Raw genomic sequence first — 16,702 nt, forward strand, 5'->3', positions numbered from 1 at the left:
AGTTTTTTTAGTTATATAAAGGACGATTCTTCTTTTTATCAATAAAATATGAAACGATCCAAGTTGCCAAAATTCCCCCGATAAATCCACCTAAATGTCCCCATAACGAAATATTCGGCAATAGAATCGAAATACCAAACATCAAAAGTATATTCGGCAGCAATTGACGATAAATATGATAATAGACACCTTTATATCGGTAAGCAATGACACACATAGCCCCTAATAAGCCAAAGATGACACCACTGATTCCCCCACCAACACTAAACGTACCGATACCAAATAAGAAATACATGATATAAGGCAGAAGATTGGTAAAAATACCGGATATCAATAAAATGAAAGCATATTGCTTAGGGTTAAATGTACGTTCCATAAAGCTGCCTACATTGTATAAACTGTAACAGTTAACCAGTAAGTGCAAAATACCAAAATGAATAAAGTTAGCGGTGATAAAACGCCAGTATTCATGATTATATTCAACTAGCAAAGAATTGAAACCACCGGCTTGAATCGCCTGCGTAGCACTCATTGTTTCACGCCCAAATGTCACTACGGTTACTATATATACGACAATACAAACAGCGATCAGCAATGATGTTAATTTATATTTTTTCCATTCAAATCTCATATTGTTCTCCTAAAAATTCATAGATCGATATCTGATCATAACTCTCTGTTTCCTGAATTTTTTCCTCTTCTTGATCAAGCAGCTCGGATAAAGTTAATGGGGATTGAATCATATCCATTGTTAGACCAATGGCTCCTAACTCAATTAAACGTGCATTTCCATAAAACTCATCATCCATGATTGCCGCTAATTTTGTCCAGCGCTGGGTGAAATTCTGCATAGCGCTCAGCCATACGGCTCCCGAATTGATCTGTGAATACATGATAATCGCAACTTCCGATAAAGAAAAAACATATTGATTACGATCAATCGCATGCACCAAGTCAAAATTTGCAAAAGGATAGACCGCACTGACTAAAAGCATCTGTCCGTTTTTGATTGGACGAAGATATTCTTTCATTTCAATGATAATATTGCCGCATAAGAAGTTCACTGCTTTTCCACCAATTCTTAACTGATGTTTCATTGCCAGTGTCTCTACTCCACGATTACCGCAGCTAATCAATGTATAGCTTTCTTCATTTAATTTAGAAATAACTGCTTTCGTATTTTGATCAATGCGGCGATTTGAGCGAATAGGTCCTGCCACACATACAAGCGGATCTTTCAGCATCGTGATATCTCCACTATAGTATAGGATCAATGGCATGTTTTTTTTCATCTTTCGCTTCAATTGATAAGGATATTCTTCTTCATATTTGGTGGTGACCAAAACCCCAAGACTTTCCAAACGCTGCAGCTGTTCTAATAAAAAAGCAATACCAACATTTCGCAAAGCAATCTTATGTGCCAATTCTTCATCAATATCCAGATTAATCATAATCGCTTCATATTCTAAAGCTAACAAGGCTGCCGGACGTTTCAGCTGTGAAGCTCTCAGCATCTTTTCCAGATCATTCCATTGCGTCAACGTCATTGGCAGTTCTTCACATTCATAAAATTCACTGCAATAAAGAAGCAGTGCGATGCTATCCAAAGAGAGTCGCAGTCTTTGATGATTTAAGTCGTTCCATTCATTTTTCATATCCATACCTCTTATATCCATCTATAGGTGATCTTCCTAATGTTCCAAATTAAACAAACGGAAGTTTTTTATCTAAGTACGGGCGGACCTATGCAATAATCTATCATCCCATTTTGTCATACCCTGTCATATTATCATATCATAAATCCCCTATATAAAAAAGATAGTACATTCTTTTATACTATCTTTTTAATGGATTTACTTATAGCGTTCAATAATTTCTCGCATCAAGGATTCTTTCTTTTCAATATCCACTAAGAGAGCTAATTGATTTTTAGCACGTATTAAATTATGTTTGGGAAAAGAAGTTTTATAATAACGATCACCATCTAAATAATCGCTCAAAAAACGCAGGGTCTGTTCATAGACAATCACTTTCACACCATCAACTAAAGCATTGATTTCTCCTGCTGTCAGCGTATCTTTCAAGGATTCTAAAAACCCTTTGCTGAAAGCTTCAAAAAGCTCTAAATCAAAATAAACTTCATCCAGATTAGGATTATCTTCATAAGTGTGATTCGCTCCAGAACGCAATGCATCCCCAAAATCATAGCCAATAAAGCCGGGCATGATCGTATCAAAATCGATGACACAGATAGGTTCACGGGTTGTTTTATCCATAAGAATATTTGACAGCTTCGTATCATTATGACAGACACGCTGTAAGATTTCCCCTGCATCATAAAGATCATAAAGACGCTGACTGATTTTTTTACGTTCGATCAATGCCTCAATCTCCTCTTTTGCTTCCGTAATACGCTCTGGATCTCCGCTTTTCAAACATTTTTCAAACTGCTGATAGCGAACAGGCGTATTATGAAAGTCCGGAATAGTTTCAATAAGCGTTGATGCATCAAAATCACGAAGGTCTTTAAAGAAAGTCCCAAAACATTTAGCTGTACGGTAAAAGTCCTCAATGTTTTCACTGTAATCATAAGTAAAGCTGTTTAAAATAAATTTAAAGATACGATAATAATTTCCCTCATTAACTAAATAAAGTTGATTTTCCTTAGTTCTTACCAACTCCAAAGTAACACGTCCCATGCCTAAAAGGTGCTGTGTGACTAATGCCATATTATTCATGAGACCTTCGACATTTTTAAAGATATGGTGGTTGATTCTTTGGAGAAGATAATGATCCTTGGTTGTCTTTACTTGATAAGTATCATTAATATTTCCCGATTGATTTAATAAAATCTGCACAATTTCGCCGCTGATATCAAATTGTTCAGCAATCTTTTTTATTTTATGTAAAACACGATCATACTCGGATAGATTCGTTTGATAGTGATCTAACTGTCCTGTAATACCATCAATAACTTCCTGACGATCTTCTTTATAAGTGACACCATACCATTTTGCATCACTTTTAAGAATATGTACACGAACTTTTTCCTCTTTGATTAGACGGTCAAAAACAGCGGGCAGATAAAACTCGGCTTTCTCTGGGTTATCTTTATACTCATTTTCTAAAAAGAGATGTAAATAATGTTCAATCTGACTGAAGATATGATCATCAAATCCCCACATATTCATAGATACAATCTGATTGCTTTTTAAGGTAATCGGCAAATCGCATTTTATTTGACCCTCGTCATCAAAAATTCCTGTACATTCTTGAACCGTTTTTAAATAGCCATCTTCTTCATAACAAATCCCACGGCTGACTCCGCCAAAATGTGACAATGTATTTTCTAAACGATAACCCACCATCGCATAATTCTGGGCATCGACTTTCGTCTTTAAAAAATAATATAATTTAACAAACGATTCGTAGCCATAGTAATCATCTCCGTTAATGATCCCCATTGCTCCGCTGACGGCATCTTTACAGCAGTATAAAGCATGTGCTGTTCCTAATGGTTTTAAACGTCCTGCCCAAGGAGTCTGATAAACATACATAATATCAAAGCTCTCATCAAAAGAATGATGTACCATTTGTTTTACAGCTTCTTCATTTTCTTTTTTAATAACGATAACAAATTTCCTAAATCCCGCTTTATAAGCATCATACAGTGAATATTCAATGATCGTTTTATCTTGTGGTAAAAAGGCATCTAACTGCTTTAATCCGCCATAACGGCTTCCTAACCCTGCGGCTAAGATGATCAATGTCGGTTCTTTCATATTTCCTCCCATAAAAAAACGTGTTTCCACGTTTCTTACACTTCGTTTTTCGCTTTAAAATCTGTTTTTGCAAGTTTCGCTAAAGCATCCTGTGCCGCTTTTTGTTCCGCTCTTTTTTTGCTGGTTCCTTTTCCTACACCTAAGCACATGTCATCCATCATTGCCGCAATTTCAAATTCCGGAGCATTGCTTGGACCCGATGTATTCAGCAATTCATAATTGACCGTTTTACGTGTATCTGCTTGTATCAATTCCTGCAGTTTAGTCTTATAATCCGTTATATCTTCATAATCTAAATCATTGGCATGCTTGTAAATGGTTTCTTCCAAAATTTTGCGAGCATATTTTGATCCAACATCCAAATAGACTGCACCGATAAATGATTCATACACATTGGCCAATACTGATTCACGGTCACGTCCGCCATTCTTTTCTTCGCCAACACCTAGGAATAATACTTCACCGATCCCCAACTCTCTAGCAAAGCGAGCCAAAGACTCTTCACGTACAAGCTTAGCCCGATGGGTCGTCAGTTGTCCCTCTGATTCATTAGGAAATTTTTTGAATAAAAAATCTGAAACATATAATTGGAGAACCGCATCTCCCATAAATTCCAGTCGTTCATAGTCATTGATCATCTCACGACGTTCATTGACATAAGAAGCATGGGTAAACGCTTCTTTATATAAAGCAAGATTCTGATAAGGAATCCCATGTCGATTTAAAAAATCAATCAGTTTCATTATTTAATCCTTCCTTCATTTTTGCAACCACATCTGCTTCTACCATTGTTTTTGCAAGGATCATCGCATTTAAAAAGGCTTTAGCATCACTTCCGCCATGTGCTTTGATGACAGGATGATCAAATCCAACCATTAAAGCACCCCCTGCTGAACGATAATCGAATGTATCCATCAATGATTTAAAAGAACTTTTAGCAATCAAGGCTCCAATTTTCCCGCTGGTTGAAGACATCAATGTTTCTTTCAACAGCTTCATCACCATTTTTGCGGTTCCTTCGATTGATTTAAGCGCGATATTACCGCTGAACCCGTCTGTCACCACAACATCGATTTCACCATCTAATATTTCTCTTCCTTCAATATTGCCTTGGAAGTTTAAATGAGATTCTTTCAGCAGCTTAAATGTTGCCTGATGTACCTCATCCCCTTTTTTCTCTTCGCTTCCAATGTTCAACAAAGCCACTTTTGGTGAAGCTACTCCATTGACCAAAGAAGCATAAATACTTCCCATAATGGCAAACTGAGTCAATTGTTCAGGAGTATTTTCAGCGTTAGCTCCTACATCCAGCATCAAAACACCTTTGCGGTTATATGTAGGCATCGTTGCCATCAAACATGATTTTTCTACACCTTCGATTCTTTTTAAAAACAGCATGCAGCTTGCATAATAAGCTCCTGTATTCCCGCACGAAACAATAGCATCTGCTTCATTATTTTTCACTAAATGAACAGCTTTAAACATACTTGACTCTTTTTTTCTTCTGACTGCCAAAATACTTTCTGTCATTTCCATGACATCTCTGGCATCGATGATCGTTACTTGTGCTAAAGATTGAAGTTCGCTCAATTCCTCTTCTTTCCCAACAACTTGCAAGTGGACATCTTTATTATCTTTTATAAATTCTTTGACTGCTTCTACAACGGGTTTCGATCCCAGATCGCCGCTCATTGCATCTATGGCTAAATTCATCATTTCTTTCACCTCGGCTACCATTATATCATATTTTATAAATTAGTCTAAATAAGTCTCATTTTTTTCAATTTTCTTTTCTAAATATTTACGAATCGAATAGTACTGAGGGGTATCGATGTGATCGATAATCTCCATAGCATCGATACGGGCACGTTCCAAAATGTTGAAATCTTTCATGATATCTGCCACTAAAAAAGAAGGCAGTCCACTTTGCTTTTGCCCTAACAGTTCCCCCGGACCACGAAGTTTTAAGTCATATTCTGCAATCTTAAAGCCATCGGTCTCATTTTCCAAAAAAGTCAATCGTTCCAATGCTTCCTGATCATTTGAAGAGGTAAACAAAAAGCAATAGCTTTGTTGAGTCGAACGTCCGACTCTTCCTCTTAGCTGATGAAGCTGGCTCAATCCGAAGCGATGGGCATCATAAATTACCATCATATTGGCATTTTCTACATCTACTCCTACTTCAATCACCGTTGTAGACACTAAGATATCCAATTCATGTTTCATAAATGCCTGCATGATCTGATCTTTTTGTTCATCACTCATTCTTCCATGCAGTAAACCAATCCTTATTTTATTTTTGTAATAGGCACACATCGCATCATAAATTTTAGTCGCGCTTTGAAGATCCATCGTTTCACTGTCTTCCACCAAAGGACACACCACATAACATTGTCCGCCTTCTTTAATATAGGCTTCTAATTGGGGCAAGATCGGTTTCATACTTTTGGTTTTAATGACTTTTGTTTGTACCGTTTTTCTTCGGCTTGGCATCGTATGGATAGCGGATACATCCTTATCTCCATATAAAACCATGGCAACGGTTCTTGGGATCGGGGTTGCCGACATTGTCAGCAGATCCACTTTATCTCCTTTATCCTGAAGTTTCTTACGTTGATTCACACCAAAGCGATGCTGTTCATCAGCGATCACCAGTCCCAACTTTTTAAACTGCAAAGCATCTTGAATCAAGGCATGTGTTCCGACCACGACATCCACTTCATAATTTTCAATCTGACGATAAATTGCTTTCTTTTCTTTAGCAGGCAGACTTCCCGTCAACAAAGCAATGTGCATCGAAGTATTGGCAAATAATTTCTGTAGAGTGCGATAATGCTGAGACGCCAAAATTTCAGTAGGTGCCATCAAAGCACTCTGATACCCGGCTAAATGATTCGCATAAATGGCGATACTGGCAACCACCGTCTTGCCGCTTCCAACATCTCCCTGCACCAAACGATCCATGATATGAGGGCTTTGAATATCCTGCAAGATTTCCTTAGATACGCTGATTTGATCATCGGTTAACACAAAGGGCAGGTCATAAATATACTGCTGCAATGATTGAGTATCAAAAGTTTTATTAATACCAACATCAATAGTGTGCGTATTTCTTTTAATAAACAATAGAGTCATTTGAAATTTTAAAAATTCCTCATACTTCAGATATTTTAATGCCTGCTTTAAATGCACTTCATCTTTAGGGAAATGAATTTGCCACAAAGCCTCTTTTAAATAAGGCAGCTGATAGCGCTGAATCAAATTTTCCGGTATAAAGTCAATTAAATCTTTATCAACAAATGTCAGTCCCTTTTTGATGTAGCCACTCATTGATTTTGTGGTGATTCCGCTTTTTAGATTATAGATTGGATGAAATCCACTCAAACTCTCCAAACTTTGCAGTTTGATATCGCTCGCTACCACCTGATTGGGGCTTTGCAGTTTCCCGATAATCGTCACCACGCTTCCAAGTGATAAATGCGTTCTTAAAAAATGGCGATTAAAGATTGCGATGGAATAACTTGTATCTTGATACTGAACTTTAAATGTCATTCTTGACATGTTGCGGCGAATAAAGAAAATCTTCGGTTCTTCTATGATAACGCCTTCAAAGATTGTCTTTTCGTCCACTAAAACCGGTGGGATTGACACAATCACATCATAACGGCTGGGATAAAAACGAATCAGATCCTCAATCGTCACAATACCCATTTCTTGAAGTAAGGCTACTTTGTTCTGGTTTATTTTCAAATAACTTAAATCGATATCAAACATATTATCCCACCTTTTGTTTAACATTATATCATGTTTGTTTCAAAAGAAAAACCTAGGAACTTAATTCACCTAGGTTATGAATGTTGATCAATTTTAATGATACGATCAGCAAAATCATGGTAGAAACTTTCTTCATGACACACTAATAAAATACTGCCGTTAAACTGAATCAAGGCATTTTTTAGGGCATTCTTCGTTAACTGATCTAAATGATTGGTGGGTTCATCTAAAATCAGCAAATCCGCCGGGCTTAATCCTAAACGACACAGCTTTACTTTAGATTGTTCCCCGCCGCTTAACTGTCCGATAGCTTTTTTAGCAAGGTCACGCTTAATGCCATACTGCGCTAAACTGCTGTAAATAGCAATATTATTCAACTCGGGATATGCCGTATGAAGAATATCGAAAGGGGTTATATTTAGATTTTCCCATTTCAAATCTTGTTCAAAATAACGATAGCTCACTTGATCTGCAAAACAACATGTCCCGCTTATAGGTAAAATCTCATGCACCAAAGTCTTTAGTAATGTTGATTTTCCTACCCCATTAAAACCGGTAATCACTACTTTTTCACCCCCACGAACAAACAGGTTGATATCTTCGATCAATGGATGGTCATAACCCACACTTAAATGTTGAACTGTCAAGATATCTTTGGTTGTTCCTGACTGTTCCTTGAATCTAAAATTAGGTATCGCCAATGTTCCCGGTGGCGCTAAACGGTCCAGTCGTTCCAACTGTTTTCGTCGTCCTTTAGCAATCTTCGAGTTATTTCCGGCTATATTTTTGCGAATAAACTGCTCAGTCTTTTTAATCTGCACCTGTTGAGCCTGATAACGACGTAAATAATCAGCCTGTAAGTGTTCTTTTTGCTTCATAAAATGGGAATATGACCCGTAATATTTCTTAATTGTTCCATACTCAATATCAAAGATACAAGTCGTTATCGCTTCCAAAAAATCAAAGTCATGCGATACCACCATAAATGCCCCTTTGAATTCCTGCAGATAATGAATCAGCCAGTCGATATGCTCTTTATCTAAAAAATTAGTGGGTTCATCCAATAGTAAAACGTCCGGTTCTTCTAATAACAATTTTCCTAAAATGACTTTAGCTCGCTGTCCACCGCTTAACTGCCCAATTTTCCTGTTTAAGCCAATCACATTCAGCCCCAGCCCTTGAGCAATCTTTTCAATACGGACATCCAAGGTATAAAAATCAGATTTTTCCAATGCTTCCTGATATTTTCCTGCTGTCATTAGAAGTTCTGAGTCTGTCGCTGCTTTTTCATAGAGAATCAGCATCTTAGCCTCTAGTTCATAGCTTTCTTTTGCCGTTGAACGCAGATAGCTTAACACCGTTTCTTCTTTGTCTATCACTGCATACTGATCTAAATGTCCGATTTTGATTCCGGACTGCCAAAGAATTCGACCTTGGTCAGGTAAATATTCTTCAATTAAAATTTTAATAAGTGTGCTTTTGCCGGCACCGTTTGCTCCCACAATCCCTGCATGCTCACCTTTATACAACTCAAAATTTGCATCTTGGTATAAGCACTTATCCGCAAATTCCTGAGTTAAATTCGTTACTGTTAATAAACTCATTTTTTCTCTTCTCCTTTATAAATAAAAAAGACAAAAGCATACTATCTTTTGTCCTTAAAATACAAAAGATCATGAACGCATTGCCATGATCCTCTATTATCCACTTATAGCAACGATAAATAGTATGCTTAAAACGATAGTCAAGCTACCTGTTTTTTACTATTTATCGATGAAGTGCTTATTAAATATAGATTATCTCCGTACAACGCCTCATCGTTTTCTTTTGTACGGAGCTGAATTTCTGCATCTTTTCACATATAATTGATAAAACATCGCTATCACCATCCGATAAGATTATAAACATTTTTGAAATGGATGTCAAATTCGATGGTCTAGTGCGTACCTAACGATTCTCTCACATACGCTGGCAAAGTCAATTCCGATTGCCTGTGCTTCTTGGGGAAGCAAGCTTGAAGGAGTCATCCCTGGCAAGGAATTTGCTTCCAAACAATATAGATTTCCATTTTCATCCATCATAAAATCAATGCGTGCGTAATTTTTCAAGCCTAAAACATCATATGCCTTTAAAGCCAGTTTAGACATTTCTTTCGCCTTCTTTTCATTTATTGGTGCCGGGGTAATCTCCGATACTTTTTCCGTATGATATTTATTAAAATAATCATAGAAGCCTTCTTCCATACGGATTTCGATGATTGGCAGGACATCACGATCTAAAATACCAACGGAGAATTCTCTGCCGCTGATATAATCTTCGATCAATACTTGATCACAAAACAAAAATGCTTCTTTTAAGCTTTCTTCTAATTGTGCGTGATCGTTAACGATCGTAACCCCAATGCTGGAACCACCGTTCAACGGCTTGACAACACAAGGAACAAATATATCCTCGACCTTATCATGTTTTGAAATGGTGATACTTTTGGCAGTAGGAATATTGTTTTGCCTAAACAACTGTTTTGCAACTGCCTTATCCATGGCTAATCCACTGGCAAAAGCACCACTGCCAGTATAAGTAATCCCATATAAATCAAATACTGCCTGTATCTTTCCGTCTTCGGCATTTGCTCCATGCATCGCAATAAAAACAACATCTGCCATCTTACATACATCTAAAACGTGCTGACCAAAGTATCCTTTTTTTGCCAGATGACTTTCATTTAAGATAAACGGCTTTGCGGTAATCGCTGCATCGCCGATAAAATTCTTTCGACTTTCAAATAAGGTTTTATTTTCTATGACAGGTAAATCTTCGCAAACATCAATCAAAATAGCCTGATATCCCTTTTCTACCAATGCTTTATGAATTAATGTCCCAGAAGATAAAGAGACATCTCTTTCGCTGCTGTTTCCACCTGTTAATACAACTATGTTCATCTTTTTCACCTCAACGCTATTATATGCTAAGCACACCTTTTTGGAAAGAAAATAATGGGTATATAAAGTTACTTATATGATTTAATTCGTATTACTTCTGGGAATTCATATAAGAATCATAAAATATAGCAATCTTTTATATTGAACTAAAAGCGTTCTAAACCATCAAAAATAACAGTGTTCATATCTGCAATAAAGGAAGCAGGTAGTTTTTATTGACATGTCTTTAAATATCATGTATTATTTAGATGTTGACGGAGGTTTACCCAAGTCCGGCTGAAGGGATCGGTCTTGAAAACCGACAGGGGGTGGAAGCCCCGCGGGGGTTCGAATCCCTCAACCTCCGCCATTTTTAAAATTTCATATCGCGGGATGGAGCAGTCTGGTAGCTCGTCGGGCTCATAACCCGAAGGTCGTTGGTTCAAATCCTTCTCCCGCAACCATTATGGTCTGGTAGTTCAGTTGGTTAGAATGCCGCCCTGTCACGGCGGAGGTCGCGGGTTCGAGTCCCGTCCAGACCGCCATTATGGTTCCGTAGCTCAGTCGGTAGAGCAGAGGACTGAAAATCCTCGTGTCGCTGGTTCGATTCCGGCCGGAACCACCATTCTAAAACGTAACGCAGAAGGTTGTTAGATATCTTCTTTTTATTTTATATAATTAGTAAGGAATACTTAGGTGTTCCTATTTTTTATTTGCATATGTTCACTCCATTGTTTCCACAGGCATTTTGCTTTATTTTACTTCTCTTTTCTAACGCAAACAATAATCCATCCCTTTTAATTTATTGATAATTAAGGTAAAATATAAAGCAATAAGAGGAGGGAAATGACTATGCATTTAATGGATAAGTTAAACCAAATCATAAATGAATCCGCACCGGATCGAATGGAGTATTGGTTTGCTGATTTTGTGAAGTGTCATTTTGATAAAGTTGGTGAAATGACAATCGAGGAACTGGCAAAATGCTGTCAAACTTCTACCTCCAGCATTTCTAGGCTAATTAATCAGTTGGGGTATGAGAATTATAAAATATTTCGTCATGATTGTACATTTAATGCCAAAGCTTTAAAACAGCACTCTATCTTATCTCAAAATGTTCAGCCATTGCATTTAACCCCTGATAATATTGATCGTTATTTTAATCAAAGGCTTCTGCCTTTTTTAAATGCGGTTCAAAAAAAAGACATTGAATTTGTTCGAGATGTTTTTGATTATTATCCTAAAATCTATCTTGTTTCAATGGTCTCAATGAATGTTGTGACACAGCATATTCAGCTTTCGTTGAGTTATACCCGTAGAGAAAAAGTCATTATCATTGTCAATGATTACTCACAGCTAACCACCCTTTCAAAAGACGATTGTGTCATTGTTTTTTCGAATACCGGAAATATTTTTAAAGGTGAAAATAGAGTAGGACGTTACCTTCTTCATTGCCCTGCTTACAAATTACTGTTAAGCGCAATCGAAGATCCATCTCGCTCTCATTTATTTAATCACTGCATTCCTGTTTTCAAAAATGCTGCACAACCACATAATTTGGAAAATTCACAGCTTTATGTACATCTCATGTTCTTTTTTATCGAGATGGTGCTTACTTCTTGATTTTTCTATTTATATCTTTATTTCAATGAACATAATCACTAAAGCTGAAAATTACATAAAATAAAAAAGAGTCAGGAGCTCTTCCAAACTCATTTTCATCTTAAATACGTGATTTCATCAATTAATTGAATACCTAAATCATTCAAATATTGGGTAGCTTTCGCTTCCCATTTTTCATCTTCATATTGAAACAAATCATGAGCATCAATGCCTAAGATTGCCGTATTTTGAATTCTAGCAGCAATTTCCCAAAAATTCTCATTTGGATAATGACGCTGAGTGCTGTATCCTAATAAATTGAATTCCAAAGGAATATTCATTTCTTTTGCCGCCTTACACAAACGTTCCATCTCTATTTTGTATATAGGGCTTTGAGCATCATAATAATGAATAACATCGGGATGTGCCACATAAGAATATAGCCCCGTTTTCATTGCGGCAATCGCATCATCCACATAACGTTTCAATATGCGGTCATCGGCTGTCTTCGTTCCATAGTAAGGCCCATGCTCATCACTATCCTTGAAATGATTTCCTAATAGAATATAATCGATTTCTTTTTCCTTTAACGTTTCTTTCAGCCAATCCATATATTGAGGATAATATTCACATTCCAATCCTATTTTCACTTCTATTTTATCCTTGTATTTTTCTCTCAATGCTTTTAAAGTTTCTATATAATGATCTAATTCAGATAACTTCATACGCATAGTTGGTACAAACTTAGAATTATAATGCCAAGGAGAATGATCTGAAAATCCGATCACACGATGTCCGGCTTTGATTGCTGCTTCAATGTATTGTTCTTCATTCCCACGTGCGTGATGACAACGTGGTGTATGTGTGTGGTAATTTGCTTTCATAACGTTCCTTCTTTCCTCATTTATTATATACAAAGCTTACTTTTTTGCCAAGGGATAAATATTTATTTTACTTATTCTTAAAAAATCAGACTGAATCTTTACAAAAAAGACTCATCCTCGATGAGTTCTTCTTATTTTTCGGTTTTCATCTATAAACAACCAAGTTTTTCAACTGTGTTGCAGGACTATGTATCACCACAGCCCATGTCCATTTTCATCTGCGAATACGTCCATGTAATTATTTAAAGAGGACCTATATTAAACAACGACATTAAAGATCTTTAATGATCCCTACCATCTCTAATAAATAGCGAGCATTGGTTGTATGGCAACGCCCTAGACGAATCCGATAGTCAAAGGTAATCTGCTTATCGGCATAATCTTCTCTAAAATGATAATTGCTGACAGGCAGGGTCTTTTCTAAGTCACATAATTCAAAATCATGTGTAGATACAAAAACCAATACATTCTCTTTCATTAGCCGCTCAATAGCAGCTTTAGCACCAACAATACGATCTGCCGAATTTGTCCCTTTGAAGATTTCATCAATAAAACAGCAAATCGGAATATTTTTATCACTTTCATCAATCATCTGCTTTATTCGTTTTAACTCTGCATAGAAAGTCGAGGTTCCGCTGCTTAATTCATCTTCAATTCGCATAGAAGTCAAGACATGCATATAAGATAAAGTTGCTTTTTCTGCGCATATTGCACCTCCCGCAAAAGCCAATACCATATTGATTCCTAATGTCCTTAGAAAAGTTGTTTTACCGGACATATTAGAGCCCGTGATAATATTCGCTTGATGAACTAAGTGGAATGGATTCGCTACAGCTTCATCTTGATCCATTAACGGATGATAGACATCATTGAAATCCATCATTAGAGGACTTTCTACTAAAGTCGGATACGTCGTGACCCTTCTCGTCTGAGGAATAATCGCTAAACTAAGCAAGGCCTCAAGTTCTCCGAATTGATCAAACCAAGTCATGACTTCCTCACCATAATTCTTTTTCCACTTAGCTAATTGGTCAATACACAGCAGATCATAAATCACCAATCCATTCAAAAAGAAATTTCCGATTACATTTTGACGCTGACTGATCATTTCGCTTACCTGATAAATATCATGAATGCCCTGTGCTGCTTTTCCATTTTGGATATCTTTCAATAAAGTTATTAAATATGGGGATTGATATTGATTCTTTTGGATCAATGTAAAAATATTCTGATAACGATTTAATGATTTGGAAATCGAATGGACTAATTCAAAATGGCGATGATAGCTTAATCCACCAATATTTGCCACTAATAAATTGACTAAGATTCCTAAAAATATCACCGATCCGCTAGCATCACCGAATACTTGAAGCAGTCCCAAAATCATAAGAGTAAGGGTAATAAGCCGAACGACCCAAGCATATCGCTGAGGTTTGATCCCCATTTGTATTTTCTTCAAAAATTCCTCTAAGGCCGCAACATCGTCTTTTTTATTTGTATCCACCAGTAATGTTTGAATCTCAATGGAGAGAACAACATTTTCAGCTAATTCCTTTACAGCTGTTTGACGCTGTTTTAATTCCTCTAAAGAATAACCAGGATGAACAAGGCTATCAACTAATTTTTGCTGACCTAATGATGTTTTCGCAACATTTAGATATTGAAATAGTGAATGTTTTCCTAATAAATCTAAATCTTTAGCAATGAAATAATCATTCTTTTTATAACGTTCACCGGTCTCTTTAAATTCAGACCAATCATAATTAAATCGATCTAAATACTGCTTTAATACGGTTACCTTATTTGTATGATAATTGAGTTGCTTCTTTATTTTCCCATGGAAACAAACCGATCCTATAAAGGTAAGGATGGAGATGCCCAGCATTGAAAAATAAGGAATACTTAAATCCGTGATATTAATATAGACAAAAAGCAAAAAAACAACCAAGACAATAGCTCTTAAAAAAGTGTAACGATTGGATGTCTCTTTCAGCTTCTGAAGAATACTTTGTTCATTTTGATAAAGTTCTTCATAATGTTTCTTATACATATATTCACCTTCTCTTTACCGGTAAAAGTATACCATATATTTTACCTGTTGCGAAGATATATAAAACAACTGTTATAAACAAAAAAACACAGATTTTGTCATCTGTGCTTATTGTTTAACGTATCCTTGACTTACCAATTCTTCAGCAGTTTTATCAAATGAAAAATATTCATTTTTTTTATAAGGCTGATCATAAGTTACAGCATCTTTATTTTTTCTAGCTGTTTTATAATCAATCGTTTCTTTGCTTTTATAAGATTTATTTTCTTCGATTGAATAATCGTAAGTAACATATTTACTGCAATCCGTTCCATTGTTTCCACCCGGACATGCACGGTAGGCTTCAGATTCTGTTTCTAAATCTCCGATAAATTCCTGATAAGTTGCATCATCTGTAAAAGTAACTGTCAATTCACTTGAAGTTTCGTCTAACCAATCTGTTTTCCCTTTCAGAGTCCCTTTTAAAGTGACGACTTCTTCATAAACAAGTCCCTCATCCTCAAACGAATACACATACTTTTCTTCTAATGGTTTTGATGAACTGCATCCTGCTAGCAACATAAGGGCTAAACAGCCAACTAATAATTTTTTCATAATATTTCTCCTTTTATTCCCTACCTATAGAATATCATAAAAAGAAATAGATTTCATCACAAAATGTCACAAAATGTTTAAAAATTGTATTTTTTCTTCAACAATTTGATCATCCTCTAACATTTTCAGCAGTTCACTTAGTCTTCCTTCTGTGTTTTGACTAATAAATAACTGATTAAAATCCGCCCGATTGATTTTCATATTTTGATCTGAGAAATAAAATTGAATGGCATTCATATTATCAATATAACTAAAGGTGGCTAAAGCATTATACAATATTGATTTATAGACATACTGTTCATCCCCATTTAGAGTATCAATATTCCAACTCACATCATGATAATAGACATTCAACTGATAATCTTCACTTAAAATTTCTATTGAATAACCATATTGATTTAATGGTAAGGCGTTAATCAAATTCCCAACTTTTGAATTATCGCCAATATAAGCCGTGTGGAAACGTTCTAAAGAGTGAAAATATTGACTGCTGAATAGATTTGTTGTGTCTTTTGAATCAATATTAAGAGGTGTGTAAATAGGTTGTGTCATTTCTGGAAAGTGAAAGATCGTTTGATTAAGAAATGGCAGCAAAAAGAATCCTACGCAAAATAAGATGACCAATCCCAATATGACCATACGCGTATTTAGGTGCTGGGAATTCTCTTTGACGATCTTATCGGAATAATCAATTGAAGTTTTTAATATTTCTTGTTGGGGCAGTGGCCTTTCCAAATGCTTCCCGTTTAATAATTCAATAACGGATACCCCTAGCACTTCACTTAACTTTTCAAATAACGAAATATCCGGACAACCACGACCACATTCCCATTTAGAGATGGCTTTATTCGTCACATTTAACTGATCCGCTAACTCTTGTTGAGTAAATCCTTTTTCTATTCTTAATTGGTGGATAAAGTGTCCAATTGTTTTATTATCCATATGTCTCACCTCTCTTGTATCCTACCATAATCCTTTGATTTTTCCTATCTACCCACCGTAGAAATACATAATCAACTGATATATTCAATTAAATTTTATAATAGTCAGACATATTTTTTCTTACACATCCAAATTGGTAAGCATAGAATAAGTCAG

General features: G+C 36.1%; 13 protein-coding genes and 4 tRNA genes. 5 read left to right on the top strand and 12 right to left on the bottom strand.

What is annotated here, in order from left to right:
• Positions 1–7: 7 nt before the first annotated feature.
• The 8 genes from BN1225_RS04110 to BN1225_RS04145 all read right to left on the bottom strand — a co-directional run bounded on the left by BN1225_RS04110 (position 8) and on the right by BN1225_RS04145 (position 10,495).
• Positions 8–631 (bottom strand): rhomboid family intramembrane serine protease, encoded by a 624-nt coding sequence (locus BN1225_RS04110; RefSeq protein WP_041138565.1) that lies wholly within the window; start codon positions 629–631, stop codon positions 8–10.
• On the bottom strand, positions 621–1,655 hold the full coding sequence (locus tag BN1225_RS04115; RefSeq protein WP_041138566.1) for a DNA-processing protein DprA: 1,035 nt from the start codon (positions 1,653–1,655) through the stop codon (positions 621–623). The genes BN1225_RS04110 and BN1225_RS04115 overlap by 11 nt, the downstream gene beginning before the upstream one ends.
• A gap of 198 nt (positions 1,656–1,853) precedes the next feature.
• On the bottom strand, positions 1,854–3,782 hold the full coding sequence (locus BN1225_RS14315; RefSeq protein ID WP_074434796.1) for a phosphotransferase: 1,929 nt from the start codon (positions 3,780–3,782) through the stop codon (positions 1,854–1,856).
• Positions 3,783–3,817: 35 nt separating this feature from the next.
• Positions 3,818–4,525 carry a ribonuclease III gene (gene rnc / locus BN1225_RS04125; RefSeq protein WP_041138567.1) on the bottom strand — a complete coding sequence of 236 codons (708 nt, stop codon included), beginning with the start codon at positions 4,523–4,525 and terminating at the stop codon, positions 3,818–3,820.
• Positions 4,512–5,498, bottom strand: a complete 987-nt coding sequence (plsX, locus tag BN1225_RS04130; protein ID WP_041138568.1) for a phosphate acyltransferase PlsX — start codon at positions 5,496–5,498, stop codon at positions 4,512–4,514. Before plsX ends, rnc begins: the two co-directional genes overlap by 14 nt.
• A 39-nt stretch (positions 5,499–5,537) precedes the next feature.
• Complete coding sequence (recG, locus tag BN1225_RS04135) at positions 5,538–7,556, bottom strand: ATP-dependent DNA helicase RecG (protein ID WP_041138569.1); 2,019 nt, start codon at positions 7,554–7,556, stop codon at positions 5,538–5,540.
• 74 nt (positions 7,557–7,630) lie between these two features.
• The gene (locus tag BN1225_RS04140) at positions 7,631–9,160 is read right to left on the bottom strand and encodes an ABC-F family ATP-binding cassette domain-containing protein (protein ID WP_041138570.1); all 1,530 of its coding nucleotides are present in this window, start codon (positions 9,158–9,160) and stop codon (positions 7,631–7,633) included.
• A 318-nt stretch (positions 9,161–9,478) separates the two neighbouring features.
• Positions 9,479–10,495 (bottom strand): D-alanine--D-alanine ligase family protein, encoded by a 1,017-nt coding sequence (locus tag BN1225_RS04145; RefSeq protein WP_041138571.1) that lies wholly within the window; start codon positions 10,493–10,495, stop codon positions 9,479–9,481.
• Between the two features lie 256 nt (positions 10,496–10,751).
• Here BN1225_RS04145 and BN1225_RS04150 point away from each other — a divergent pair.
• The 5 genes from BN1225_RS04150 to BN1225_RS04170 all read left to right on the top strand — a co-directional run bounded on the left by BN1225_RS04150 (position 10,752) and on the right by BN1225_RS04170 (position 12,097).
• Positions 10,752–10,844, top strand: a tRNA-Ser gene (locus BN1225_RS04150).
• A 17-nt stretch (positions 10,845–10,861) separates the two neighbouring features.
• Positions 10,862–10,938 (top strand) — tRNA-Met (locus BN1225_RS04155).
• Positions 10,939–10,942: 4 nt separating this feature from the next.
• Positions 10,943–11,019: transfer RNA gene (locus BN1225_RS04160), tRNA-Asp, on the top strand.
• 4 nt (positions 11,020–11,023) lie between these two features.
• A tRNA-Phe gene (locus BN1225_RS04165) sits at positions 11,024–11,099 on the top strand.
• A 227-nt stretch (positions 11,100–11,326) separates the two neighbouring features.
• Entirely contained in the window at positions 11,327–12,097 is a 771-nt protein-coding gene (locus BN1225_RS04170; protein ID WP_041138572.1) for a MurR/RpiR family transcriptional regulator, read from the top strand.
• Between the two features lie 95 nt (positions 12,098–12,192).
• Here BN1225_RS04170 and BN1225_RS04175 read toward each other — a convergent pair whose 3' ends face one another.
• The 4 genes from BN1225_RS04175 to BN1225_RS14015 all read right to left on the bottom strand — a co-directional run bounded on the left by BN1225_RS04175 (position 12,193) and on the right by BN1225_RS14015 (position 16,546).
• Entirely contained in the window at positions 12,193–12,960 is a 768-nt protein-coding gene (locus tag BN1225_RS04175; RefSeq protein ID WP_041138573.1) for a histidinol-phosphatase, read from the bottom strand.
• A gap of 271 nt (positions 12,961–13,231) precedes the next feature.
• Positions 13,232–15,010: a MutS-related protein gene (locus tag BN1225_RS04180; protein ID WP_052466324.1), complete on the bottom strand. Its 1,779-nt coding sequence runs from the start codon at positions 15,008–15,010 to the stop codon at positions 13,232–13,234.
• Positions 15,011–15,118: 108 nt separating this feature from the next.
• Positions 15,119–15,604 (bottom strand): hypothetical protein, encoded by a 486-nt coding sequence (locus tag BN1225_RS04185; protein WP_041138574.1) that lies wholly within the window; start codon positions 15,602–15,604, stop codon positions 15,119–15,121.
• Positions 15,605–15,670: 66 nt separating this feature from the next.
• Positions 15,671–16,546 (bottom strand): helix-turn-helix domain-containing protein, encoded by an 876-nt coding sequence (locus BN1225_RS14015; RefSeq protein WP_052466326.1) that lies wholly within the window; start codon positions 16,544–16,546, stop codon positions 15,671–15,673.
• Positions 16,547–16,702: the final 156 nt, after the last annotated feature.

It is taken from the genome of Beduini massiliensis (assembly GCF_000829905.1).
Classification (GTDB): domain Bacteria; phylum Bacillota_I; class Bacilli_A; order Erysipelotrichales; family Coprobacillaceae; genus Beduini; species Beduini massiliensis.